The organism is Nocardia citri (genome assembly GCF_054065835.1).
Window position 1 is genome coordinate 1 of the sequence record NZ_JBSUQM010000011.1, and the last position, 23,254, is coordinate 23,254.

Below are 23,254 nucleotides of genomic sequence, written 5' to 3' on the forward strand. Positions count from 1 at the left end.
AGCCAGCGGACGAGGCTCGACCGGGGTAGCCGCAGGTGCGGGAGTAGACGCATAGTTCGCTGCCGTACGAGGCGAAACACCCAGCGCCTTACCGATTTCGGTGTAAGACTTACCGTCGGCCCGCATAGCGACCGCACGAGCAACCGTCGCGGGATCACGCCGCGGCCGAGACTTCTTGCGAACCGGAACCGGGACGGGTGCAGGAGTCGGAGCAACATCGCCCCGTACTTCCTGCCCTTCTCCAGGCTCGCGGACAGGTGACGGCTCCGCGTCCGAAGCCGACTCGCGTTGAGCCGCACGGAACAACACGACCAAGCCGTGGGTGTCCACGAGCAGCGAGATAGGAGCGACAGCAGCCACCAGCGCCGATGCCCACCACGGAAGTTCACGGCCAGCAGCGACCGCGTGCAAAGAGTTACCGACCACCGAGACCGCAGCCCCGATGATCAACACCCCGCTAAACCATTGACGCTCAGGACTTTTCGCGAGAACCACCGCCCCGAGTGTCGCCAGGATGATGGTGCCGTCCACGATCACCGGGAACAGCCACGCATCCCGAGCCGGGATATGGGCGAGGATCGCCAGGTCCCGCAGAGTCGCGAAGGACAGCCGAAATGCCGCCGCCCCAACACCCGCGATGATGATGACGGCGGACCAGCGCGCCACACGCATCCCCGCCGACCGGCCCGCCGTATTCATCACGCCGCCTTAGAACCGGACGGACGCGCCGCACCAGGATCAGCCGGTGCCTGCTTCGAACCGGAGTTGTCGCCCTTGATGCCGGTCGCTCGGACGTTCCAGCCGATCGACTTGAACTCACCCGAGCCGACGATCTTCGGCTTGACCTGCAAACCCTCCAACTCGATCGGCGTCATCCCCGGGGCGATCTCGGGCGCCGCCGGAACCGGCTGCACGTCCGACACGAAAATCACATCGAAGCTGGCCTGCTTCGCATTGGCCGCAGTCGGATCGGTGACCGTGCCCTTCCACAACCGCTTACCGGTGCCGTTGCCGTCGTTGTCGAAGTCGAGCTTCTGACGCTTGGGCGCATTGCGATCGGAGTTGTACTCCGTCATCGCCTCAATCGCCCCCAACAGGTACACACCCTTCGGGTACGCCTCACCGAACGGCGGGTTCAACCACAAATCCTTCAAAGCCATTGCTTCACTCCTCCAAGAAAATAGGTCGCTGTACTGCGCCGATTCTGCGCATACATAACAGCGTATACGCAACTACGTATCGGCACAAGACCTTGCGTATACGTAGAATCAAGAGGGGTTTACGCGATGCTGTGCATGCCAGAAATTTGCGTATACGCAGCAGGTATACTGAACATCGTTGTCGAAACAACGGACACCACTCGGAGGGCATGCGCCATGACAGAACCGCAGTACGTTTCCATCGCGGGAGAGATCGCACAGAAGATCCGCAGCGGTGCACTGCCGGCCGGGACGCAGCTACCGAGCTACACCGAACTCGCCAAGACGCACGGCGTATCGGAGATCGTCATCCGCAGCGTGAGAGATCTTCTCGTACGTCAGGGGCTCGTCCGTACAGTCCAACGCCGAGGGATGTTCGTCGTCAATCAACCGAGGCTGGTTCGTATTGCGCCGGAGCGTCAGTGGGAGGACCCCGAGGTGACCTTTGGTAATGAGTCAGCGGGTGGGCGTGAAGCGGTGACTATCCAGCGCGAAGAGTCGCGGTTGACCGCCGACGATGAACTTGCCTCGTTACTCCGGGTCGATGTCGGCGCCGAAGTCATCCACACAGTGGTGAAAGCCGCCGTGGAGGAGCGCCCTGTTTCGATCTCCGATAGCTACCAGCCGTCTGATGCGCCCGAGGTCAGTTCGGCGGAAATTCTTGAGGAGACCGTCACCGATCGTCCGGCGGTACCCGCCCACGCGGAATGGCTACGCACGAGTGCCAGCGACCTCATAAAAGCTGTTCATCAGCGATTTCTCATGTCAGACGGGCGTGTGCTGATGGTCTCTGACGTTTCGTATCCGAAGGACCGGTACGGGTCGTTTGTGTTCCGCATGGCACTCGATCCACAGGAGTGATTCACGCCAGAAAGGGGTCGTCGCCGCCGGAGGTGACGGCCCCTTTTTCGCGTCAGCGCTTCCGTATCCATCCTTGAGCGACGTCACTGAGGTTCCACCACGAGACGAAATGCTTGTCGACACTTTCCAAGGTCCAGCGCGCCGCGAGACCATCGAAGAATTTGTCGTCGCCGGTTTTACCGCCCATCGGCTCACCCACATAGATGAGCCGATGCCCGCCGCGAGACTCGAATTCTTCGAGTGCGGTAGACGCCATCGGGTCGTTCCATCCGGGCGGCCAGCACATAAAGAGCACGCCGTCACCGTCGAGATCACTCTCGAACCGGGCGAGGGCTTCGACCGGATACCACTCGTTTGCCTGTCCTCGGACTGCCGGGAATGACACATTCGTTGTAGATGCTGGCGGTTCGGAGTCGTACGCGCAGACCGGCACATCGACATCGGCGAGTTGTCGTGCCCAGTAGCCGCGTCCCGCGCCGAGTTCGAACACTTTGCGCCCCAGCGAAAACTCTCGCATCCACAGCACAGTCTCAGGCGCCGGTACCGCGTAAGCATAGGTTGCTTGCAAGATCGTCTGCGCGAACCCGAGCCGTGCGCTTCCCCTTGGACTTCCGCCATCGATTCGTCGCCGCTGGCCGTCGTCGGTAACTGCCGGAGCGACGATGTCCCAGTAAGGGTTACGGGAAGCCGAATCATCTCCGGTCATGTAGTGCAGCAACCGGAGATCGAACGCACGATCTACAGCTTCATCGCCAGTGCCCGACAGCATCGGTGCAGTGTTCAGATACTCTGCGACCTTCGGGAACTCGGCGTTCAATCGCGATTCGTCCTCAAGCAGTGCCGCGAGTTCAGTCCGGCGGTCCGGCGTCAACACAAGCCCAGTCATATCCTCATTCTCCGGGTGCCGTCGCGTACTACGAGGGTGGTTGCTGAATTTCGCTATATAGAGTCAAGAGCGCCCCGGCGGCGCTACGCGCCGCCGCCGCGCTACGACGCGCAACGCTCCCTCCGCACGCTGCGTTCGCGGCGCGTCGGCACGTCGGCGGCGCACCGCTTCGCCGAGGCGCATTCTGGCCCAGTTTGCGTGTTCTGGCATCCGCTCTGGCGACGTGGCATCACGCAGACTCTTCGGCCCTGGCCGCTTTTTCATTCACCGGACAGTGCTGGGCACGACGACAGCCGTACCCGACCTACCTCCGCAGCTGCACGCGGATTCACCGGCCCCGGCCGGAGTGACTGGCTGTGGTCCCGACACCGATTCGGCCGACATATCCTCCAACGGCAGCTGACCTGCGCAGATGAATTGCTGAACGAATCCGGTGGTGGTAGTCCCTGCCTCCTCATGGCCCAATCGTCTCGCTCCGGCCGAACGAGTCAAGGACCACCTACGGTGTCCGCTACGCGGTGCCTACGGCATCCTTGACACGCCCGACCTCCACTGAGGGATGGCCAGTATGAGGAAGCAGGGGAAGGGAAGTCACCAGGCTGCGAGCGGTCAGCGACAATTGGGCGCGTTCCCTTACGATTCCGCTATGGAGCCGCATACCGGAGTTTCGTGGTCAGACCCCTACCCGTTTCCGCCGCCCTACTCCTCACCGACCCGATCGATCGAATACTCGCTGATGTCGGTCGCGGTCTTGCTGGCCCCGGACGCGCACCTCGCCGGAGGCATGGTCGAGATTGTTAGCTCGGCGATGGACAATCCGGACGAACTGGTGCAGTACTACCGAGGGTGGCTCTCCAACTCGTCCAGGTCGCAAAGCCAGCTCGCACGGGAGGGGTTGCTCGCGTCTATGCAAGGGGGAATGGTAGGCAGGGAACCGTTCCTGGTCCTGTGCGACTGGCGCGAGAGTGCCGACGACATACACGAACAACTGCGACCGGTGCCATCACGTCCAGCGATGTCGTGGGATCAGCCTCCAGGGTTGTCTGACGGCCCATCGGAATATCCCCGTAACGCCGAGGACTATCTACGCGAGACCGCCCGCCAGAGCCGCGAGGCCGGTATGACAATGATTCGCATCACTCGGGGCGACTCATACTATTTCGGATTCATACCAACCGAACGATGTGAACTGCTTCTCGCTGACGCCGCAGCTGCGGGCTTCACGTACGAAAACGGCTTCCTATTCGAAATCGTCACAGGATAAGCCCGACACTGTCCCCGTGGTGCTGTCCAATGACACGTCGGTGACACAACTACCCCGGACACAGCCGGACAGCCGGATCCCGAATCGCCATATGACGCGACGACCACATCCGGTCGGATACCCCGAAAACCTCACTGGAGCTGCCTCCGGAGCAGAAGGCCGCAGGTTCGAATCCTGCCGAGGGCACACAACGAAGGAGGCCCTGACCAGCGCACATGCGGTCAGGGCCTTTCTTGTCTAGCCAACGCGTCGGTCCGCATCCGCTCGACAGTTGCCTTATCGGCGGCGTGTACCCAGATCGGACCCGTTGAATCCTCTGGTCACACAGGGGATGCCCGGCACGTCCCGACGTGGCATCAGATCACCTGCACGTTCCCATCTTCCGCATGGCCCGACGATCTCGCTCTACTCGGACGAGTAAAGGACCACATACGGTGTCCGCTACACGGGCACTCCGCTCCTGGTTGGCTCATGCTCACGGAGACGACGAGCCCGTGCTCAGTGCGCACTCGCGTTGAATCGGTGTTCGGGTCGTGACGGGTCGGGTTGCCGTAACCTCACTCACAGATGGGGTGAGCGGGAGGACGGGATCATGACATATCCGCAGGGTGGGCAAACGCCATTCGGGCAGCCGCAGTACCCGCAAGGGGCGGGGCAGCCGCAGCAGGGGTACGGGTATCCACAGCAGGGTGGGTATCCGCCGCCTAGTGGTCAGGGATATGGGCCGCAGCAGGGGTATCCGCCGCCGAAGCGCAGGACCGGTTTGATTATCGCTCTGTTGGTGTTGGTGCTGGTCATCGCGGGAGCGGTTGCCGCCGGTGTGGTGCTGATGGCGCAGGGGAAGACGCCGCTTGCCTCGGATGAGAAGAAGATCCAGGTGGCGATCCACGACTTCTACGACACGCTCGGGAAGAGCGGGTTCGCCGCGGCAGCGGCCAAGGCGTGCGCGGCCGACCGTGCCGACTTCGACACACTGACCGAGGAGCAGAAGAAGGAATTCGACAGCGCCAAGGTCGAGGTCGATATCGACAAGATCGATGACATCGTCATCATCGGTGACCGCGCGACGGCCAAGATCACCGGAAAACTCACACTGACCGTCCCGGGTGAGACCCCGGATACCGATACGGGCACTACCGAACACCTGCGCAAGGAAGACGGGAAGTGGAAGGTCTGCTCGGCGGAGTCGGGTAAGAACTGACGTAATCTCGGTCGAATGAGCTGCTGCGGGCCGTCGCGCCGGACCTTCCTCAGCGCCATTGGGCTGGCCGCGCTCGTGAGCATCGCGGACCGGGGTTCGGTTCGGGCCCAAACGAATCCGCTTTTCGCGACCGATCTCGAGGTCGTGACGGTCACCGAACGATCGGTCATTCTGACCTGGACGACGGTGACCCCGGATCCGAATGGTCGATTGCTGGCGGTCGACGCGGACACCGAAGTGCGCCTCGGACCGGCCGATTCCGCGCTGACCACCGTCTACGCCGATGACGAGCGCACGCCGTTCCACTACGCGGAGATCGACGGCCTCGAACCGGGCCGCCGCTATCGATTCCAGGCATGGTCGAACGGCATCCGCGCCGTACCTGCCCTCGCACTGACCACCCGAGCCCCCGGAAGTCCGGAGTCCACTGGTGAATTCACCACCCTGACACCGCCGCCGGGCCGACCACTGCGCACCGTCGCACTCGCCAATGACGTGCACTACGGCGAGCAGGTCAGCGGCCTCATCGTCGACAACCTGCCCGCGGGTTTCCGGCAGGAGCCCGGCCTGCCGCCCTATCCGGAAGTCATGCTGGCCGCCGTACTCGATGATCTGCACCGCCCCGACCGCGCCGCCGATATCCTGCTCATCGCGGGCGATCTCACCGCCGAGGCGAAACCGGAGCAATCGCGTTCGGTTCGCCGGCACCTGGACTCCTGGGGCGCGCAGGGCCGCGACTATCTCGCCGTACGCGGCAATCACGACCGCCCGCACATCGGCTCGGAATATCAGGGCTGCATCCACGCACCCGCGGATCATTACGATTGCTGGGCCGAGCAGTTCACTCCACGTGAGCAGCTGATCGAGCACGAGATGGGCGGCCTGCGGCTGATCGGACTGGACACCAGCCAACTCGACGGTTCGGGCGGCAGCATCGAAGTCGCACAATTCGACCGGCTCGGTGAACTGCTGCGCGCGGATCCGGATCGCCCGACGCTGGTGTTCGGACATCACCCGGTGACCGTCGAATCCGGTTCGACCAATACCGCCGGACCGGGCTTCGTCCTCGATCGCACCGACAGCATCGAACTCCAAACGCTCTACGAACGCGCCCCTGGCGTATTCCTGCAGCACAGTGGCCATACCCACCGCAACCGTCGCACCCAGCCCGACACCGCTTGCGCGGTGGAATTCCTGGAAGTGGCCGCGGTCAAGGAGTACCCGGGCGGCTACAGCCTGCTGCGCCTGTACGAGGGCGGGTACATGATCAACTTCTATAAGACCCGCACCGCGGCCGCCCGCCGCTGGAGTGCGACCACCCGGGGCGAATACTTCGGTCTGCTGCCGGACTACACGCTCGGTACCTTCGCCGACCGCAATCACGTTGTGCTGCGGGACTTCTCGGGCCTGTCCTGACCGACGAGCCAGCCAACCCGCGCCCGCCGCAGCCGTACCGATACCGTTACGCAGTTCGGACGCGGTATCTTGCTTAGGTAAGCCTCATCATATGAAGTGGAACCTTGCACGCGTCGGAAGGACTCGAACATGTCGATCAGATGGAAAGCGATTTCCGCGGCGTTGACCGTCGCTGTCGCGGCGCTCGGCGTGACGGCCTGTTCGAATTCCTCGGACGACAAGAACGAGATAACCGTCTACAACGCCCAGCACGAATCCCTGACCAAGGAATGGGTGGACGCGTTCACCAAGGAGACCGGCATCAAGGTCACGCTGCGCCAGGGCGGTGACACCGCACTGGGCAACCAGTTGGTCGCCGAGGGCGCGGCCTCCCCCGCCGATGTCTTCCTGACCGAGAACTCCCCCGCCATGGCGCTGGTGGAGAATGCCGGACTGTTCGCCGATATCGATAAGACGACGCTGGACCAGGTGCCCGCCCAGTTCCGCCCGTCCACCGGGAAGTGGACCGGAATTGCCGCCCGCTCAACGGTTTTCGTCTATAACAAGGATAAGATCGCGGCCGACAAGCTGCCCGCGTCGCTGCTCGATCTGGCGCAGCCGCAGTGGAAGGGCCGCTGGGGCGCGGGCGTTTCCGGCGGCGACTTCCAGGCCATCGTGGCGGCGCTGCTCGCACTAAAGGGTGAGGACGCCACCAAGGCGTGGCTCGCGGGCATGAAGAACAACGCCACCGCATTCCCGAACAATGTCGCCACCATGAAGGCGGTCGACTCCGGTCAGCCCGATGGCGGCGTGATCTACCACTACTACTGGTACCGCGATCAGGCCAACACCAAGGAGAGCAGCAACCACACCGCGCTGCACTACTTCAAGAACCAGGATCCGGGCGCGTTCATCTCAGTTTCCGGTGGCGGCGTACTGAAGTCGAGCAAGAAGCAGGAATCGGCGCAGAAGTTCCTGGCCTTCATCACCTCCAAGACCGGGCAGCAGATCCTGCGCGACGGCTCCTCGCTCGAGTACCCGGTCGCAAGTGATGTCGCGGCCAATCCGGCGCTGCCGTCGCTTGCCTCGCTGCAGGCACCGGCCATCGATCCGAGCAAGCTCGATGCCAAGAAGGTGACGGCGCTGATGACCGAGGCGGGGCTGCTCTAGTCATGGCCGTCCGGACCGCTGTCGCCGCATCCCGGGTCGGAAGACCCGGACCACTCGTCACGACCATCGCTGTGCTGTTGGTGGCGGCGACATTCGTGCCGCTCGGCTACATCGTGTCCACTGTCTTCTCCACCGGCCTGCACGAGGCTGCGGAGCTGGTGTTCCGCCCGAGAGTCGGTGATCTGCTGCGTAATACGGCTGGGCTGGTCATTGTCACCGTCCCGATCTGTGTGGTGCTCGGGATCGCGCTGGCCTGGGTGGTGGAGCGTACGAATGTGCCAGGTGCGGCGTGGTGGGGGCCGGTTTTCGCGGCACCACTGGCCGTGCCGGCGTTCGTGAACAGCTACGGCTGGGTCAGCGTCTTCCCGACCATGCACGGGCTGTGGGCGGGTGTGGTGATCTCCACCATGTCGTATTTCCCGCTGGTGTATCTGCCCGCGGCGGCCACGCTGCGCCGTCTCGATCCGGCAGTGGAGGAATCGGCGCGTGCGCTGGGGTCCGGGCCGGTCGCGGTCTTCACCCGAGTCGTCTTGCCGCAGTTGCGATTGGCGATTCTCGGCGGCGCACTGCTCATTTCGCTGCATCTGCTCGCCGAATACGGCGCGTTCGTGATGATCCGGTTCGACACGTTCACGACCGCGATCTTCGAACAGTACCAATCCAGCTTCGCCGGCCCGGCCGGCAGCATGTTGGCCGGTGTGCTGGTGCTGTGCTGTCTGGTGCTGTTCGCGGCCGAGGCGGGGGCGCGCGGTAGGGCGCGTTACGCCAGGATCGGCGGCGGTGCGCCGCGTGCGGCTGTCCGGGTCGCGCTGGGGCCCGCCACGATTCCGGTGCTGCTCGCCTTCGCCGGGGTGATCGTCGGCTCGATCGGCGTACCGCTGTGGACCATCGTGCGCTGGCTGCGCATCGGCGGTGCGCGGGTGTGGGATTTCACCGAAATCGGGACGGCGCTCGGGCAGACCGTCGGGCTCGCCGCAATGGCCGCGCTGCTCACCACGCTGTGCGCGTTCCCGGTGGCCTGGATCGCGGTGCGCTCCACCTCGGCCTTCGCCCGAATCGTAGAGGGCGCCAACTACATTACGAGTGCGCTACCCGGCATCGTCATCGCGCTGGCCATGGTGACGGTAACCATCCGGTGGGCGCCGCCGCTCTATCAGACGGTCACCATGGTCGTGGCCGCCTATGTGTTGCTGTCTCTGCCTCGGGCGCTGGTCAGCGTGCGGGCCGGTTTGGCGCAGGTGCCAGTCGGGCTGGAGGAAGTGTCGCGGTCGCTCGGTCACTCGGGGCCGGTCACCTTCCTGCGCGTCACGCTGCGGTTGACCGCGCCCGCCGCGGCCTCCGCGGCGGCGCTGGTGTTCGTCGCGGTCGCAACCGAATTGACCGCGACATTGCTGTTGGCGCCCAGCGGAACTCGCACGCTGGCGATGCGATTCTGGTCGCTGTCCGGCGAATTGGACTACGCGGCGGCGGCACCCTATGCGCTCATCATGATCGTCGCGGCGGTGCCGGTGACGTATCTGCTGTTCACCCAATCCAGGAAGGCGGCTGGGCTATGAGTCGACTTGTCGTGGCGGACGTTTCGAAGACGTTCGGCCAGCACCGGGTCCTCGGCGGGATCAGTCTCGAAGTGCCGAATGGCAGTTCGACCTCGGTGGTCGGCTCGTCGGGGTGCGGTAAAACCACGCTGCTGCGGGTGATCGCCGGATTCGAGGCGCCGGATACGGGTTCGGTCGCGATCGGCACGGAAACCGTGACCCGCGAGCGGTTCTCGGTACCGCCGCAGCGCCGCAATGTCGGATACGTCGCGCAGGACGGTGCACTGTTTCCGCATCTGACCGTCGGTGAGAACATCGCCTACGGCCTACGCAGCGGATTCTGCGGCCTGCGACGCGGCCGGAATCGGGTGAACGAACTGCTGGAGATGGTCTCGCTCGATCCGTCCTACGCGGACCGACGCCCGCATCAACTCTCCGGCGGCCAACAGCAGCGCGTCGCACTCGCGCGTGCGCTGGCCCGCAAACCGCGGTTGATGCTGCTGGACGAGCCGTTCAGCGCACTCGATGCCGGATTGCGAGCCACTACCAGGCAGGCCGTGGCCGATACGCTGCGCGCAGCGGGCATGACAAGCATCCTGGTCACCCACGACCAAGAGGAGGCGCTCTGCTTCGCCGAACAGGTCGCCGTCATGCGCGAGGGGGTATTCACCCAGGTCGGCACGCCGGAAGAGGTCTACGCCGCGCCCACCGATCTGTTCACCGCCAAATTCCTCGGTGATTGCGTGCTGCTCGACGCGGTGGTCGAGGGCGATGTGGCCAAATGCGCGCTCGGCCGGATTCCGGTGCAGAAGTCCGCGCCGACGGGTCCGTCGACCATCATGATTCGTCCGGAACAGCTTGTGGCGCAGGTGGTTTCCGATAGCGAGCCGAAAAGCGGAATCGTGCGCGAGGTGGAGTTCCGCGGGCCCGATGTGATGCTGACCATCGCGCTGGACGGCGATGTCGAACCGGTGCGGGTGCGCCGGGCCAGCATCGCGGCGCCGACAGTGGGCCAGCGCGTCCGTCTGGACGTGCTCGGTAACGCCGTGGCCTTCGAAGCGACGTGAACCACGGACGCCCGGTACGGCGGTGGCGTATGGCCGGACCGGGCGCCCACAGCAGACCTTTTCGAGCGACCTGCAAACAGTCGCCGACGATGGCGCCATTGAATTAGAGCGAGCGGCGGGAATTGAACCCGCGTAAACGGCTTTGCAGACCGTTGCCTAAACCACTCAGCCACGCCCGCCTCGCCATGAATATTGCCGCCGCCGCATCGAAATGCCCACGATTGCACTCAGCGTGATCCGAACCGATGACACCCGAACCTCGGTCACCGGATCCGAATGCGACTTCTGCGACTCTCACCGATCGAGAGAGGAGCCGGAGCGGCACCGGAGCATGGAATGATCAAAGTCATGTCGCAGCCACGTCCACTACCGGTTGATCCGATCGAGGAGGCCCATCGTCAATGGGTCGGCCACGGCTGGGGCGATGTCGCCGACGGAATGGCAGCGGTGACCTCATTGGTTCGCGCCCAGCAAATCGTGATGGCGCGGGTGGACGAGGCCCTGAAACCAACCGGCCTTACTTTCTCTCGATATGAACTTCTGATGCTGCTCGCCTTCAGCAAGACGGGTGCACTGCCCATGGCGAAGGCCAGTGCGCGACTACAGGTGCATCCCACCAGCGTGACGAATACCGTCGACCGACTCGAGGCCGCCAAGCTTGTCGAGCGTGTTCCGCATCCCAGCGATCGACGTGCGACACTTATCGAAATTACTTCCGCCGGAAGGCAATTGGTCGCCGAGGCGACCAAGGAGCTGAACGCGAAAGTCTTCTCGATTCCGGGTCTTCCACCGGATCGGCTACAGACTCTGCTGCAGCTGCTCGCGGAATTCCGCCATGCCGCAGGCGACTTCGACACCGGCGCCGAACCGGCCCGGTGGTCGGCGCACGAGCAGTAGCCAAACACCCGAACCGGTCGGTATTTACACTTCTCGGACGACCGACCGGTAACGGTCTGGCATCCAACTAGCGAATTCCCCGCCCCGTCGTCTTGGCACCGGAGCCGAAAGGGTCCACCATGGAATCCATGGTGCTGGTCCTGGGGGTATCGGCGGGCGCAGGCGGGGCCCGCGCGATGCTGACGCATTCCGATCAGCCGCACCTGCCTCCAATTGATCGATGCCAGGTGCGGCGTCGGGCGGGTGGTGGGGTCGAGGAACCGGTCTTCGAGGCGATCCGGCAGATGCGCGCGGCCGCCGACCGGCGCGACGAGCTGATCACCGGAACCGCGGTGACCTGCCGCTGCCCGCTGCACGTCGACGCCATCCGGACCGCCGCGGGCCGCAACCGGCTCACCATCGCCGACGAACCGCTGGCCCAGCTGCGCTACCTGCGCTTCACCGGCCGACTGCCCACCACCGGCTCGGTAATCCTCTACGACCTCGGCAGCTCCGGTGTCACCATTACCCACGCCGACTGCCGCACCGACACCATCCTGTCCAGCAAACGCAGTACCGTACTCGGCGGCGATGGCTACGACGCACTGCTGCGCTGGCAATTGGCCCGCGGCGGCGTACTAACCGACAAACCGACCAGTCGCAGGCACCGCGAAGAACTCAGCAGCGCCCGCGTAATCACCGCCATGGATACCAGTTCCGGCGAACGTGCCGTGGTCACCCGCAGCGATCTCGCCGAACTGTGCGCCGCGGGCATCCATTATTCCGCGTCATTCGTCCGCCAACTGATCGAGGAAACCGGCGTTCAGCCAGAGGCCCTGATCTTGCTCGGCGGTTGCACCCGCAATCCCGATATCCGCGAAGAATTATCCGAAATGATCCAACTCCCGGTCATTTACGACGAGGAGCCCGAATACGTTTCGGCTCGCGGTGCGGTATTGCTCGCCGCAGAATGTCCCAACGGTGATGTGCGCATGGCACGCCTACGCAGCGGAGCGCTGGCCGGCGCACTGGCGCCGACCCCCACCGGCCGTCGCAAACTCATTGCCGCCGTTGCGGTTACGGTCGCCTTGGGCGCAACAATCGCCGGACTGCTCGCCATCAACCACACCGCCACCCAGCCGCCCGGTGGCGTCAACGCGCCGACCCCCGTCGAAGTCGCCGGAATCCCGGTGACCTCCTTCAACTGAACCGTCGTTCGCGAGCTGAAACCGTTCCCTGCGTCGCGGCCGTCGCTGACCGCCCGAACAGCACTGTGCCCGGCCGAGATTCACGCGGCCGGGCACAGGTGCAGTCGTGGGTCAGCGGTTGGTGAACTTGGCTGGGCGCTTCTCGACGAAGGCGCTCATACCTTCCTTCTGATCGTCGATCGCGAACAGCGAGTGAAAGACTCGGCGTTCGAAGCGCAGGCCCTCGGCGAGGGTGGTTTCGAAGGACCGGTTCACGGCTTCCTTGGCGATCATGGTGACCGGCAGCGACATCGAGGCGATGGTTTCGGCGACCTCGAGTGCGGTGTCGAGCAGTTCGGCGGCGGGCACGATGCGGGACACGAGACCGGCGCGCTCGGCCTCCTCGGCATCCATATTGCGGCCGGTGAGTACCAGATCCATGGCTTTGGCCTTACCGATGGCGCGGGTCAGGCGCTGCGAACCGCCGATGCCCGGAATGACGCCGAGCTTGATTTCCGGCTGACCGAATTTCGCGTTATCGGCGGCGAGCATAATGTCGCAGATCATGGCCAGCTCACAGCCTCCGCCGAGGGCATAACCGGCGACGGCGGCGATGGTGGGCTTGCGGAACTGCGCCAACCGGTCCCAGCGGGCGAAGTAGTCGTTCATGAACATATCCATGTACGACTTGGGCTGCATCTCCTTGATATCGGCGCCGGCCGCGAAGGCCCGCTCCGAACCGGTGATGACGATGGCACCGATCGCGTCATCGTGCTCGAGTTCGTCGAGCGCGGCGATGACATCGTCGAGGACCTGCGCGTTCAGCGCATTCAGCGCCTTCGGACGGTTCAGCGTGATCCAGCCGACCCGGCCCTTGCGCTCCAGCAGAATCGTCTCGAAGTCGGGCCCACCACCCGTCACCGGACCTCCACCCCCACGGAATCGCTTCGCAATGCATCCATCTTCAGACACCTTCTTGGTCGGAACGGTCACGGATATCGGTGACGATAGCGGAGAAGTCCTTACCCGCCTGCGCCTGGTTGAACCGCGTGTAGATCTCGGCGGCCAGCAGGCCGAGTTTGCCGTCGACATCGTTATCGCGCAGGGCGTTCGCGGCCAGGCCCAGGTCCTTGGTCATCAACGCGGTGGCGAAACCGGGCTGGTAGTCGTTGTTGGCCGGGCTGGTGGGCACGGGTCCCGGGACCGGACAGTAGCTGGTCAACGCCCAGCTCTGACCGGATGCGGTGGAGACCACATCGAAGAACGACTGGTGGCTCAGTCCCAATTTCTCGCCGAGCACCAGCGCTTCGGACAGACCGATCATCGAGATACCGAGCAGCATGTTGTTGCAGATCTTGGCGGCCTGGCCGACGCCCGAGCCACCGCAGTGCACAACCTTGCCGCCCATCACCTGGAGCACATCGAGCGCATCGGCGAAGTCGGCCGCGCCGCCGCCGACCATGAAGGTCAGCGTGCCCGCGGCGGCGCCCGCGACACCACCGGAAACCGGGGCGTCCAGTGCGCGATGGCCCGCATCGATGGCGCGGATCGCGGCCGTCTTGGCGTCGGCGACATCGATGGTGGAGCAGTCGACGAACAGGGTGCCCGGATTCGCGGCGGGGAGCAGATCGGCGTAGACGTCGAGGACCAGCTTGCCATTGGGCAGCATGGTGATCACGACATCGCGACCGACGGCGGCCGCGGCGGCCGAATCCACTACCGTGGCGCCGTCTTCGCGTGCCTGCTCCTGTGCGGCGGGGACCGGGTCGAAGGCGAGCACGTCATATCCGGCCCTGACCAAGTTCGCGGCCATCGGCCCGCCCATGTGGCCGAGACCGAGGAAACCGATCCGCTTCGTCATTTACCTGCCTCCAAACCCAGTTCCTTATTGCCCAATTCGACGAAATACGCGTCCACCTGCGCCGCGGTGACTTCGGCGAGCGTCGCGGGTGACCACGTCGGGTTGCGGTCCTTATCGATCACCTGCGCGCGGATGCCCTCCACCAGATCGTGGGAGGCCAACGAGGCGATGGACACGCGATACTCCTCGTTCAGCACCGCCTCGAGGCTTGTCGCGGCACGCGCCGCACGCAGCGAACGCAACGTAACCTTCAGTGCTACAGGCGATTTCGCGAGCAGTTCGGCCGCGGCCGTGAGGGCCTCCGGCGAACCGTGCGTCCGCAACCGATCGACGATCTCCTCGACCGTTTCGGCGCTGTAGCAGGCATCGATCCAGTCCCGCTGGGCGAGCAGTCCGGATTCCGGTGGGTCCGTGGCGAATTTGGCGATGGCGATCTCAGCGGACTCGCTACGCAGCGTTTCCAGCAGTGCCGAAATGTGCTCCGAGGCCACGTAGTAATCGGCGAAACCCGCGGCGATGGCGTCACCGGCGCTCATCCGCGCGGTGGTCAGTGCGACGTGCGTACCGATTTCGCCCGGCGTGCGAGCGAGCAGGTAGGTGCCACCGACATCCGGAACGAAGCCGATGCCGACTTCCGGCATACCGATCTTGGAGCGCTCGGTGACGATCCGATGGCTACCGTGGCCGGAAAGACCGACGCCACCGCCCATCACAATGCCATCCATGACCACCACATACGGCTTCGGATAGCGGCCGATCAGGGCGTTGAGAATGTACTCGTCGCGCCAGAAGAGGCCGGTGGCCGAATCCGCATCGGCGGCACCGGTCGAAGCGGACCGATTGTTCATCTCGACCGCGTCGTGGTGGATGGCGACGATATCGCCGCCCGCGCAGAGCCCGCGCTCCCCCGCGCCGGTGACGGCTACGGTACGCACCTCGTCGTCATCGGCCCACCCCCGCAGTGCCGCGGAAATAGCAAGGGCCATTGTATGGTTCAGCGCATTGATGGCCTTGGGCCGGTTCAGCGTGATCAGACCGAGTCCGTCCCGCTTATCGATGAGAACTTCGGGTTCGGTCATGCTGCTCCTACCACCGAGCGGGCGACGACCACCCGCATGATTTCGTTGGTGCCCTCCAGAATCTGGTGCACCCGCAGATCACGGACGATCTTCTCCACACCGTATTCGGCCAGGTAACCGTAACCGCCGTGCATCTGCAGCGCCTTGTTCGCGACCTCGAATCCGGCGTCGGTCGTGAACCGCTTTGCCATGGCACACAATTCGACCTTGTCATCGGCATCCGCATCCAACGCGGCCGCGGCGCGCCACAGCAGGGTCCGCGCCGCCTCCAGCTCGGTACGCATATCCGCGAGCTGGAATTGCAGTGCCGGATTGTCCAGCAGTCGGCTGTTGAACGCCTTGCGCTGCGCCAGATACGCCACGGATTTCTCCAGCGCCGCCTGGCCGCCGCCCAGCGAACAGGCGGCGATATTGAGTCGACCGCCATTGAGCCCGTTCATGGCGATGCGGAAGCCATTGCCCTCGACACCGAGCATATTGGCGGCGGGCACCCGGGCGTTGTCCATAATCACCTGACGAGTGGGCTGGGCATTCCACCCCATCTTCTTCTCATTGGCGCCGAAGGAAATTCCCGGCGTATCGGCCGGAACGATGAACGCCGAAATCCCGCGCGCCCCCGCATCGCCGGTACGCGCCATGATGACATACACATCCGTGCTACCCGCACCGGAGATGAATTGCTTGACTCCGGTGAGCAAGTAATCGTCACCGTCGCGAACGGCCTTGGTCCGCAAGGCGGCCGCATCCGATCCCACCCCCGGCTCGGTGAGCGCGTAGCTGCCCAGCCATTCCATCGAGGTCAGCCGGGGTAGCCAATGGTTACGCTGCTCCGCATTGCCGTAGCTATCGATCATCCACGAAACCATATTGTGGATGGAGATATACGCCGCGATGGCGGGGCAGCCGGTGGCCAGTTGTTCGAAGATACGCACGGCATCGAGCCTGCGCAGCCCGGAACCGCCGAGATCCTCGCTTACATAGATACCGCCCATGCCGAGCGAACCCGCCTTGCGCAGCACATCCACTGGAAAGTGCTTCTGCTCATCCCATTCCAGGGCGTTCGGGGCGAGGTATTCGTCGGCGAATTGGCGCGCCATTTCGGCAATGGCGCGCTCGTCGTCATTCAGTGCGAACACGATCGTCGACCTCCCGTCGGTCCGCTGCTCAATCCATCGTCGGAATGACGAAGTGGTTGCTGTCCTTCAGCCCGGAAGGCCAGCGCTGGGTGACGGTCTTGGTCTTGGTGTAGAAGCGAATGGAATCCGGACCGTGCTGGTTCAGATCGCCGAATCCGGAACGCTTCCAGCCGCCGAAGGTGTGGTACGCGATCGGCACCGGAATCGGCACATTGATGCCGACCATGCCGACCTGCACGCGGGCGGCGAAATCCCGGGCGGTATCGCCGTCGCGGGTGAAGATCGCGACACCGTTGCCGTACTCGTGCTCGTTGGGCAGTGCCAGCGCTTCGTCGTAATCCTTGGCCCGCACGATCGACAGCACGGGACCGAAGATCTCCTCCTTGTAGATCCGCATTTGCGCCGTGACGTTGTCGAAAAGCGTTGCGCCGGTGAAGTACCCGCCCTCACCACCGGCGACCTCCAGGCCGCGGCCGTCAATGACCAGCTCCGCACCCTCGTCGACGCCGATCTGGACGTAGTTCTCGACCCGGCCGAGCGCATCCGCGGTGACCAGCGGGCCGAAATCGGCACCGGCATCGTCGGAACGTCCGACATTGAGCTTGGCGATGCGCTCGATCAGCTTCTCGCGCAAACGATCCGCGGTCTCCTGCCCGACCGGGACGGCGACCGAGATGGCCATACAGCGCTCACCCGCCGAGCCGTAGCCCGCGCCGATGAGCTGGTCGGCGACATCGTCGAGGTCGGCGTCCGGCATGACGATCGCGTGGTTCTTGGCGCCGCCGAAGCATTGCGCGCGCTTACCGTTCGCGGTCGCGGTCTCGTAGATGTACTGCGCGATCGGGGTGGAACCGACGAAGCCGACGGCCTTGACGGTCGGCGAATGCAGGATCGCGTCGACGGCTTCCTTATCGCCGTTGACCACGTTGAATACGCCTGCGGGCAGACCGGCCTCGAGGAACAACTCGGCCAGCCGCAGCGGCACCGAGGGATCGCGCTCGGACGGCTTGAGCACGAAGGCATTTCCGCAGGCCAGTGCCGGTCCGGCCTTCCACAGCGGGATCATGGCCGGGAAGTTGAACGGGGTGATACCCGCGACCACACCGAGCGGCTGACGCATGGAATAGACATCGATGCCGGTGCCCGCGCTCTCGGTGTACTCACCCTTGAGCAGGTGCGGAATACCCGCCGCGAATTCGACGACCTCGACACCGCGCTGGATATCCCCCTTGGCGTCGGCGATGGTCTTACCGTGCTCGGCCGACAGCAGTGCTGCGAGGGAATCCATTTCGTCCTGCACGAGCGTCAGGAACTTCATCAGCACCCGGGCCCGCTTCTGCGGGTTGAACGCGGCCCACACCCGCTGCGCCTCGGCCGCATTCGCGATGACGGCATCGACCTCGGCCTTGCTCGCCAGCGGCACCCGCGCCTGCACCTGGCCGGTATTCGGGTCGAAGACATCGCCGAAGTTGCCCGAAGCCCCGGCGACACGCTGTCCGCCAATGAAGTGAGTCAGTTCGCGAACCATGCCAGTCCTGTTCTTGTAGTGGACGCCGCGCGTTGCGCGATCTGCGGTCATCCTATAGTTGGATGTCCAATTAAATTGGACAGTGTGACTCATCCCACGGAAACCATCGAGCGACCGACCCGAAGGCGAGTGCGAACAGCGCCGTCGCGAGCGGCACGCGAGAGCTGTGCGGGACCGCGATACGTGCGAACAATACGGCGACGCCCCCGGCGAGCATGATCGCGCCGAGGATGAATCCGCAGGCACGTCTACCTGGCGCTGTGACCGACACCACCGTAATATTAGTTTGACGTCCTAGTATCGGGCGCCAAACAGGATCTCCCCTGGAGGACCCCGTGGCCGACCGCAGCGCGCAGCACACGCCCACCCATCCCGTCCGATTCGTGACCTCGGCCGCGCTCTTCGACGGACACGATGCCGCGATCAACATCATGCGGCGGATCCTGCAGGCGCAGGGCGCCGAGGTCATTCACCTCGGGCACAATCGCGCGGTCAGCGAGGTCGTGGACGCGGTACTCACCGAGGATGCCCAGGGCGTCGCGGTGAGTTCGTATCAGGGCGGCCACGTCGAGTACTTCGAATATCTCGCCGACGCGCTGAAAAAGGCCGGTGCCGAGCATGTCCGGATCTTCGGCGGTGGCGGCGGGGTGATCGTCGCCGAGGAGATCGCGCGCCTCGCCGAATCCGGCGTGACCATCTTCTCCCCCGAGGAAGGCCAGCGACTCGGCCTGCCCGGCATGATCAATCAGCTGATCCGGACCTGCGATGTCGATCTCGCCGCGGAACCGCCGATGCTGGACGCGGTACTCGCAGGTGAGCGGGCTGCGCTCGCGCGCGCGATCACCTGCCTGCAGCAGGACACACTGTCGGAATCGGATCGACAGACCCTGGTGTCGGCCGCCGCCGCGCGCACCGTGCCGGTACTCGGCATCACCGGCACGGGCGGTTCCGGAAAGTCCTCGCTCACCGATGAATTGGTGCGCCGTCTGCGTTCGGATCAGCAGGACAAAGTGCGCGTCGCGATTCTCGCGGTGGATCCGACCCGGCGTCGCGGCGGCGGGGCACTGCTCGGCGACCGCATCCGCATGAACGCCCTCGACGGCGAGCACATCTTCTTCCGCTCACTGGCCACCCGCGGCGGCCACGAATTGCCGCAGAATATCGACGCCATCGTGACCGCCTGCAAGGCAGCGGGATACGACCTGGTCATCCTGGAAACCCCCGGCATCGGCCAGGGCGATGCCGGGGTCACCGACCACGTCGACGTGTCGATGTATGTGATGACACCGGAATTCGGCGCGGCCTCCCAGCTCGAGAAGATCGACATGCTGGATTTCGCGGATGTGGTGGCGATCAATAAGTTCGAGCGACGCGGCGCCGAAGATGCGCTGCGTGATGTCTCGCGCCAGCTGGTCCGCAATCGCGAGGAGTTCAGCAAATCTCCGGAGGAAATGCCCGTATTCGGCACCAGTGCGGCCACTTTCAACGATGACGGAGTGACGGCGCTCTACCAGCACCTCACCAGGTTGCTCGCCGAGCGTGGTCTGCGGATGGAACCCGGCGTACTTCCGAAGGTGGATACCCGCTCCTCCACCAGGTTCGCGCAGATCATCCCGCCCGCCCGGGTGCGCTATCTCGCCGAGATCGCCGAGACCATTCGGACTTACCATGCCGACACGACCACACAAATCGTTGCGGCACAACGCTTGCAACGGCTCGAGCAGGTGGCGGCCGAGCTGCCCGATGACATCGCGGTGGCCGAGCTCACCGAAAAGGCCCGCGACGCAGTGCATGCCGATAATGCCGAACTGCTCGCGGGTTGGCCCGCACTGGCCGAATCCTATCGGGGCGATGAGCAGGTGGTTCGGATTCGTGATCGCGAGATCCACACCCCGCTGCGCCGGGAGACACTGTCCGGCAACTCCATTCCGCGCGTAGCGCTGCCGCGGTTCACCGATCACGGCGAGCTGCTGCGCTTCCTGCGCTCGGAGAATCTGCCCGGACGGTTTCCGTTCACCGCGGGCGTCTTTCCGTTCAAGCGCGATAACGAGGATCCGGCGCGGATGTTCGCCGGTGAAGGCGATCCATTCCGCACCAACCGGCGCTTCAAGGTGCTCAGCGAACACGCCGAGGCGACAAGGCTTTCCACCGCCTTCGATTCGGTGACGCTCTACGGCCATGATCCGGCCGAACGTCCGGATATCTACGGCAAAGTCGGCACCTCCGGTGTCTCGATCGCCTCACTCGACGATATGAAGGCGCTCTACGACGGCTTCGACCTGATCGCGCCTACCACCTCGGTATCGATGACCATCAACGGTCCGGCTCCCACCATCCTGGCCTACTTCCTCAATACCGCCATCGACCAAGCGTTGGAACGCTTCTCGGCCGCCGAGGGCCGCCGGCCCACCGCCGAGGAGGCCGCGGATCTCGAGGCGCGCACCCTGGCGACAGTGCGCGGCACGGTGCAGGCCGATATCCTCAAGGAGGATCAGGGCCAGAATACCTGCATCTTCTCCACCGAATTCAGCCTGCGCATGATGGCCGATATCCAGGAATGGTTCGTGCGCAACGGTGTTCGAAACTTCTACTCCGTCTCGATCTCCGGCTATCACATCGCCGAGGCGGGCGCGAATCCGATCAGCCAGCTGGCCTTCACCCTCGCCAACGGATTCACCTATGTCGAGGCATATCTCGCGCGGGGCATGCGGATCGACGATTTCGCACCGAACCTGTCGTTCTTCTTCTCCAACGGGATGGATCCGGAATATTCGGTGATAGGCCGGGTAGCACGGCGCATCTGGGCCATCGCCATGCGAGATCGCTACGGCGCCGATGAGCGTTCACAGAAGTTGAAGTACCACGTGCAGACCTCTGGCCGGTCGCTGCACGCACAGGAGATGAGTTTCAACGATATCCGCACCACGCTGCAGGCGCTCATCGCGATCTACGACAACTGCAACAGCCTGCACACCAATGCCTATGACGAGGCGGTGACCACACCTACCGAGGAGTCGGTGCGCCGCGCGCTGGCCATCCAGCTCATCATCAACCGCGAGTGGGGCGTCGCGATGAACGAAAACCCGCTCCAGGGCAGCTTTCTCATCGATGAACTCACCGATCTCGTGGAAGAGGCGGTGCTGGCCGAATTCGATCGGATCAGCGAGCGTGGCGGGGTCCTCGGGGCCATGGAGACCGGCTATCAGCGGGGCAAGATCCAAGACGAATCCATCCGCTACGAGCACCGCAAACACGATGGCTCGCTGCCGATCATCGGTGTCAATACCTTCCGCAACCCGCACGGCGAACCGCATCGGGTCATCGAATTGGCGCGCGGCACCGAGGCCGAGAAGCAGTCACAGTTGCAGCGTGTGCGCCAGTTCCAGACCGACCATCGCGATGCCGCGCATGCCGCCCTCGCCCGCCTGGACGCGGTGGCCCGCACCGACGACAACATCTTCGAGGTGCTGATGGACGCCGCCCGAGTCTGCACGCTGCAACAGATCACCGACACCTTCTTCACCGTCGGCGGGCAGTACCGCCGCAACGTGTGAGAAATACCTTGGACCTACGCACAGTTCGCAGCCTTCGGCGGACCTGACCGACACCGTGCTGGAGCGCACCTCGCGGCGCATAGCCGAGGCGCCGGCCGATCGGCTCGCTCGTCTCACGCTTTCGGGACGGCTGCAGACCGATGATCCGGCGCAGACGGCCGAGCAGCTGTTCGCCCTGCTCACCACGCCACTGGAAACGCGGTCGCGGCTCGGCACCCGCGAGGTGAGCGATGCCGGGCAGCACGAAATCGCCGATTCGGACATCCCTGTCCGCATACGGTTCCCGCTGATTGCGAACACCCTCGCCGCGCACATGTGACAATCGCGAGGTCAGGGCCTTCGACGTGGTTGGGACGGCGGGCATGGATCTTTCGGATATCGAGATTATCGACAGTCATATTCATCAGTGGGATCCGTTCGGCACACCGCGCGAATTCAGCCAGACCGCGAAGTTGCTCCGGATGCTGCCCATTCCGATCGATGTGGCCAAGCGGGTGGCACCGCGCCGGGACCGGGAATTCGTCGGGGATCCGACCGCTTATACCAAGCCGTATCTGCCCGCGAATTACCGCGCGGATGCCGACGGCGTCCCGGTCGAGTCGATCGTGCATATCGAGGTCGGGTGGACCGGAAAGGGAACGCTGGCCGCAGCCGAGGAGACGAAGTGGGTGGCCGGACTGCCATTCGGCGGCGGCAATCCGGCACTCGGCGCAATCATCGGGAGCGCCGATCCGGCCGCACCGGATTTCGCGGTGCTGCTCGATACCCATATGGCCACATCACCGCTGATACGCGGTATTCGCGCGCATGTCGCGCACCATCCCGATCCGGATGTCCGTCCCTATGCCCGGCACGAGAGCGCACTCACCACCACGGAATTCCTGAACGGGTTCGCGGCATTGGCCGAGCGTGGACTGTCGTTCGAGGCCTGGGTCTATTCGCATGCGCTACCCGATGTGACGGCACTCGCCGAGCGTTATCCGGAAGTCCCGATTGTGCTCGACCATCTCGCCACACCCGCGGGGATTTTCGGCCCGGTGGGTACACGCACCGGAACGAATCCGAGCCTGCGCCGGGATCTATTCTTCCGGTGGCGCGACGATCTCACCGCACTCGCCGAAAACCACAACGTGGTCGCAAAGGTCAGTGGCTTGATGATGCCGGTCCTCGGTCACCCGGTACCGCCACGTGGCACCTCGACGCCGATTCCGGTATTGCTGGATCGAATTCGCCCGCTCGTCGCGCACGCCTTCGATGTTTTCGGCGCCGACCGGATGCTGTGGGGCTCCAATTTCCCGGTGGACAAACCGATTACGACCATCGCCGACAGCGCCGAGATCATCGCCACCGCAATCACCGAGCACGGCGGCGGCCACAGGGAGCTGGAGCAGATCTTCCGAACCAACGCCCAGCGAACCTACCGAATCGAATGGTGAGCCCAGGATGCTCGGTGCA

The 23,254-nt window shown here is 64.3% G+C and carries 20 protein-coding genes and 2 tRNA genes; 13 read left to right on the forward strand and 9 right to left on the reverse strand.

Going from position 1 to position 23,254, the window contains the following annotated elements:
• Window positions 1–699, reverse strand: a 699-nt coding sequence (locus ACW2Q0_RS17155; RefSeq protein WP_457191227.1) for a DUF2637 domain-containing protein, incomplete at its 3' end; no start/stop codon positions are given.
• Window positions 699–1,160, reverse strand: coding sequence for a hypothetical protein (locus tag ACW2Q0_RS17160; RefSeq protein ID WP_457191228.1), 462 nt, complete (start codon window positions 1,158–1,160; stop codon window positions 699–701). The genes ACW2Q0_RS17155 and ACW2Q0_RS17160, both read right to left, overlap by 1 nt.
• Window positions 1,161–1,376: 216 nt before the next feature.
• Here ACW2Q0_RS17160 and ACW2Q0_RS17165 point away from each other — a divergent pair, with 216 nt between their 5' ends.
• Window positions 1,377–2,060, forward strand: a complete 684-nt coding sequence (locus ACW2Q0_RS17165) for a GntR family transcriptional regulator (protein ID WP_457191230.1) — start codon at window positions 1,377–1,379, stop codon at window positions 2,058–2,060.
• A gap of 52 nt (window positions 2,061–2,112) precedes the next feature.
• Here the strand turns inward: ACW2Q0_RS17165 and ACW2Q0_RS17170 are convergent, their stop codons facing one another.
• Window positions 2,113–2,946 (reverse strand): hypothetical protein, encoded by an 834-nt coding sequence (locus tag ACW2Q0_RS17170; RefSeq protein WP_457191232.1) that lies wholly within the window; start codon window positions 2,944–2,946, stop codon window positions 2,113–2,115.
• 646 nt (window positions 2,947–3,592) lie between these two features.
• Here ACW2Q0_RS17170 and ACW2Q0_RS17175 point away from each other — a divergent pair.
• The 7 genes from ACW2Q0_RS17175 (at window position 3,593) to ACW2Q0_RS17205 (ending at window position 10,578) form a co-directional block, all read left to right on the forward strand.
• Window positions 3,593–4,210, forward strand: coding sequence for a DUF6630 family protein (locus ACW2Q0_RS17175; protein ID WP_457191234.1), 618 nt, complete (start codon window positions 3,593–3,595; stop codon window positions 4,208–4,210).
• A gap of 128 nt (window positions 4,211–4,338) precedes the next feature.
• Window positions 4,339–4,393: transfer RNA gene (locus ACW2Q0_RS17180), tRNA-Arg, on the forward strand.
• Window positions 4,394–4,802: 409 nt separating this feature from the next.
• Window positions 4,803–5,411 (forward strand): Rv0361 family membrane protein, encoded by a 609-nt coding sequence (locus ACW2Q0_RS17185; RefSeq protein ID WP_457191236.1) that lies wholly within the window; start codon window positions 4,803–4,805, stop codon window positions 5,409–5,411.
• A 75-nt stretch (window positions 5,412–5,486) separates the two neighbouring features.
• Window positions 5,487–6,827, forward strand: coding sequence for a metallophosphoesterase (locus ACW2Q0_RS17190; protein WP_457191238.1), 1,341 nt, complete (start codon window positions 5,487–5,489; stop codon window positions 6,825–6,827).
• Between the two features lie 129 nt (window positions 6,828–6,956).
• The gene (locus ACW2Q0_RS17195) at window positions 6,957–7,976 is read left to right on the forward strand and encodes an iron ABC transporter substrate-binding protein (protein ID WP_457191240.1); all 1,020 of its coding nucleotides are present in this window, start codon (window positions 6,957–6,959) and stop codon (window positions 7,974–7,976) included.
• A gap of 2 nt (window positions 7,977–7,978) precedes the next feature.
• Window positions 7,979–9,532 (forward strand): ABC transporter permease, encoded by a 1,554-nt coding sequence (locus tag ACW2Q0_RS17200; RefSeq protein ID WP_457191242.1) that lies wholly within the window; start codon window positions 7,979–7,981, stop codon window positions 9,530–9,532.
• Window positions 9,529–10,578 carry an ABC transporter ATP-binding protein gene (locus ACW2Q0_RS17205; RefSeq protein WP_457191244.1) on the forward strand — a complete coding sequence of 350 codons (1,050 nt, stop codon included), beginning with the start codon at window positions 9,529–9,531 and terminating at the stop codon, window positions 10,576–10,578. Before ACW2Q0_RS17200 ends, ACW2Q0_RS17205 begins: the two co-directional genes overlap by 4 nt.
• A gap of 107 nt (window positions 10,579–10,685) precedes the next feature.
• Here ACW2Q0_RS17205 and ACW2Q0_RS17210 read toward each other — a convergent pair.
• Window positions 10,686–10,757 (reverse strand) — tRNA-Cys (locus ACW2Q0_RS17210).
• 169 nt (window positions 10,758–10,926) lie between these two features.
• On the opposite strand from ACW2Q0_RS17210, the gene ACW2Q0_RS17215 reads away from it, so the two are divergent.
• Both ACW2Q0_RS17215 and ACW2Q0_RS17220 read left to right on the forward strand, forming a co-directional pair.
• Window positions 10,927–11,475, forward strand: a complete 549-nt coding sequence (locus ACW2Q0_RS17215) for a MarR family winged helix-turn-helix transcriptional regulator (RefSeq protein WP_457191246.1) — start codon at window positions 10,927–10,929, stop codon at window positions 11,473–11,475.
• Window positions 11,476–11,594: 119 nt separating this feature from the next.
• On the forward strand, window positions 11,595–12,662 hold the full coding sequence (locus ACW2Q0_RS17220; RefSeq protein ID WP_457191248.1) for an Hsp70 family protein: 1,068 nt from the start codon (window positions 11,595–11,597) through the stop codon (window positions 12,660–12,662).
• A 111-nt stretch (window positions 12,663–12,773) separates the two neighbouring features.
• Here ACW2Q0_RS17220 and ACW2Q0_RS17225 read toward each other — a convergent pair whose 3' ends face one another.
• The 5 genes from ACW2Q0_RS17225 to ACW2Q0_RS17245 are packed head-to-tail and all read right to left on the reverse strand — an operon-like array spanning window position 12,774 to window position 18,245.
• Entirely contained in the window at window positions 12,774–13,562 is a 789-nt protein-coding gene (locus tag ACW2Q0_RS17225) for an enoyl-CoA hydratase (protein ID WP_457191250.1), read from the reverse strand.
• A 43-nt stretch (window positions 13,563–13,605) separates the two neighbouring features.
• On the reverse strand, window positions 13,606–14,502 hold the full coding sequence (gene mmsB / locus ACW2Q0_RS17230; RefSeq protein WP_457191252.1) for a 3-hydroxyisobutyrate dehydrogenase: 897 nt from the start codon (window positions 14,500–14,502) through the stop codon (window positions 13,606–13,608).
• Window positions 14,499–15,581 carry an enoyl-CoA hydratase/isomerase family protein gene (locus tag ACW2Q0_RS17235; RefSeq protein ID WP_457191254.1) on the reverse strand — a complete coding sequence of 361 codons (1,083 nt, stop codon included), beginning with the start codon at window positions 15,579–15,581 and terminating at the stop codon, window positions 14,499–14,501. Before ACW2Q0_RS17235 ends, mmsB begins: the two co-directional genes overlap by 4 nt.
• On the reverse strand, window positions 15,578–16,717 hold the full coding sequence (locus ACW2Q0_RS17240; protein WP_457191256.1) for an acyl-CoA dehydrogenase family protein: 1,140 nt from the start codon (window positions 16,715–16,717) through the stop codon (window positions 15,578–15,580). The genes ACW2Q0_RS17235 and ACW2Q0_RS17240 overlap by 4 nt, the downstream gene beginning before the upstream one ends.
• A 28-nt stretch (window positions 16,718–16,745) precedes the next feature.
• On the reverse strand, window positions 16,746–18,245 hold the full coding sequence (locus tag ACW2Q0_RS17245) for a CoA-acylating methylmalonate-semialdehyde dehydrogenase (protein ID WP_457191258.1): 1,500 nt from the start codon (window positions 18,243–18,245) through the stop codon (window positions 16,746–16,748).
• Window positions 18,246–18,580: 335 nt separating this feature from the next.
• On the opposite strand from ACW2Q0_RS17245, the gene icmF reads away from it, so the two are divergent.
• From icmF to ACW2Q0_RS17260, 3 genes are read left to right on the forward strand one after another with little or no spacing between them, the layout of a single operon-like run.
• Complete coding sequence (icmF, locus tag ACW2Q0_RS17250; protein ID WP_457191260.1) at window positions 18,581–21,799, forward strand: fused isobutyryl-CoA mutase/GTPase IcmF; 3,219 nt, start codon at window positions 18,581–18,583, stop codon at window positions 21,797–21,799.
• 55 nt (window positions 21,800–21,854) lie between these two features.
• The gene (locus tag ACW2Q0_RS17255) at window positions 21,855–22,118 is read left to right on the forward strand and encodes a TetR/AcrR family transcriptional regulator C-terminal domain-containing protein (RefSeq protein ID WP_457191262.1); all 264 of its coding nucleotides are present in this window, start codon (window positions 21,855–21,857) and stop codon (window positions 22,116–22,118) included.
• Between the two features lie 43 nt (window positions 22,119–22,161).
• Window positions 22,162–23,235 (forward strand): amidohydrolase family protein, encoded by a 1,074-nt coding sequence (locus tag ACW2Q0_RS17260; RefSeq protein WP_457191264.1) that lies wholly within the window; start codon window positions 22,162–22,164, stop codon window positions 23,233–23,235.
• Window positions 23,236–23,254 lie beyond the last annotated feature (19 nt).

Excerpts from the sequence above, each read along its gene's own strand:
- ACW2Q0_RS17160 (WP_457191228.1), bottom strand. The coding sequence starts at position 1,160 with ATGGCTTTGAAGGATTTGTGGTTGAACCCGCCGTTCGGTGAGGCGTAC.
- ACW2Q0_RS17165 (WP_457191230.1), top strand. The coding sequence starts at position 1,377 with ATGACAGAACCGCAGTACGTTTCCATCGCGGGAGAGATCGCACAGAAG.
- ACW2Q0_RS17170 (WP_457191232.1), bottom strand. The coding sequence starts at position 2,946 with ATGACTGGGCTTGTGTTGACGCCGGACCGCCGGACTGAACTCGCGGCA.
- ACW2Q0_RS17175 (WP_457191234.1), top strand. The coding sequence starts at position 3,593 with ATGGAGCCGCATACCGGAGTTTCGTGGTCAGACCCCTACCCGTTTCCG.
- ACW2Q0_RS17185 (WP_457191236.1), top strand. The coding sequence starts at position 4,803 with ATGACATATCCGCAGGGTGGGCAAACGCCATTCGGGCAGCCGCAGTAC.
- ACW2Q0_RS17195 (WP_457191240.1), top strand. The coding sequence starts at position 6,957 with ATGTCGATCAGATGGAAAGCGATTTCCGCGGCGTTGACCGTCGCTGTC.
- ACW2Q0_RS17200 (WP_457191242.1), top strand. The coding sequence starts at position 7,979 with ATGGCCGTCCGGACCGCTGTCGCCGCATCCCGGGTCGGAAGACCCGGA.
- ACW2Q0_RS17205 (WP_457191244.1), top strand. The coding sequence starts at position 9,529 with ATGAGTCGACTTGTCGTGGCGGACGTTTCGAAGACGTTCGGCCAGCAC.
- ACW2Q0_RS17215 (WP_457191246.1), top strand. The coding sequence starts at position 10,927 with ATGTCGCAGCCACGTCCACTACCGGTTGATCCGATCGAGGAGGCCCAT.
- ACW2Q0_RS17220 (WP_457191248.1), top strand. The coding sequence starts at position 11,595 with ATGGAATCCATGGTGCTGGTCCTGGGGGTATCGGCGGGCGCAGGCGGG.
- mmsB (WP_457191252.1), bottom strand. The coding sequence starts at position 14,502 with ATGACGAAGCGGATCGGTTTCCTCGGTCTCGGCCACATGGGCGGGCCG.
- ACW2Q0_RS17235 (WP_457191254.1), bottom strand. The coding sequence starts at position 15,581 with ATGACCGAACCCGAAGTTCTCATCGATAAGCGGGACGGACTCGGTCTG.
- ACW2Q0_RS17245 (WP_457191258.1), bottom strand. The coding sequence starts at position 18,245 with ATGGTTCGCGAACTGACTCACTTCATTGGCGGACAGCGTGTCGCCGGG.
- ACW2Q0_RS17260 (WP_457191264.1), top strand. The coding sequence starts at position 22,162 with ATGGATCTTTCGGATATCGAGATTATCGACAGTCATATTCATCAGTGG.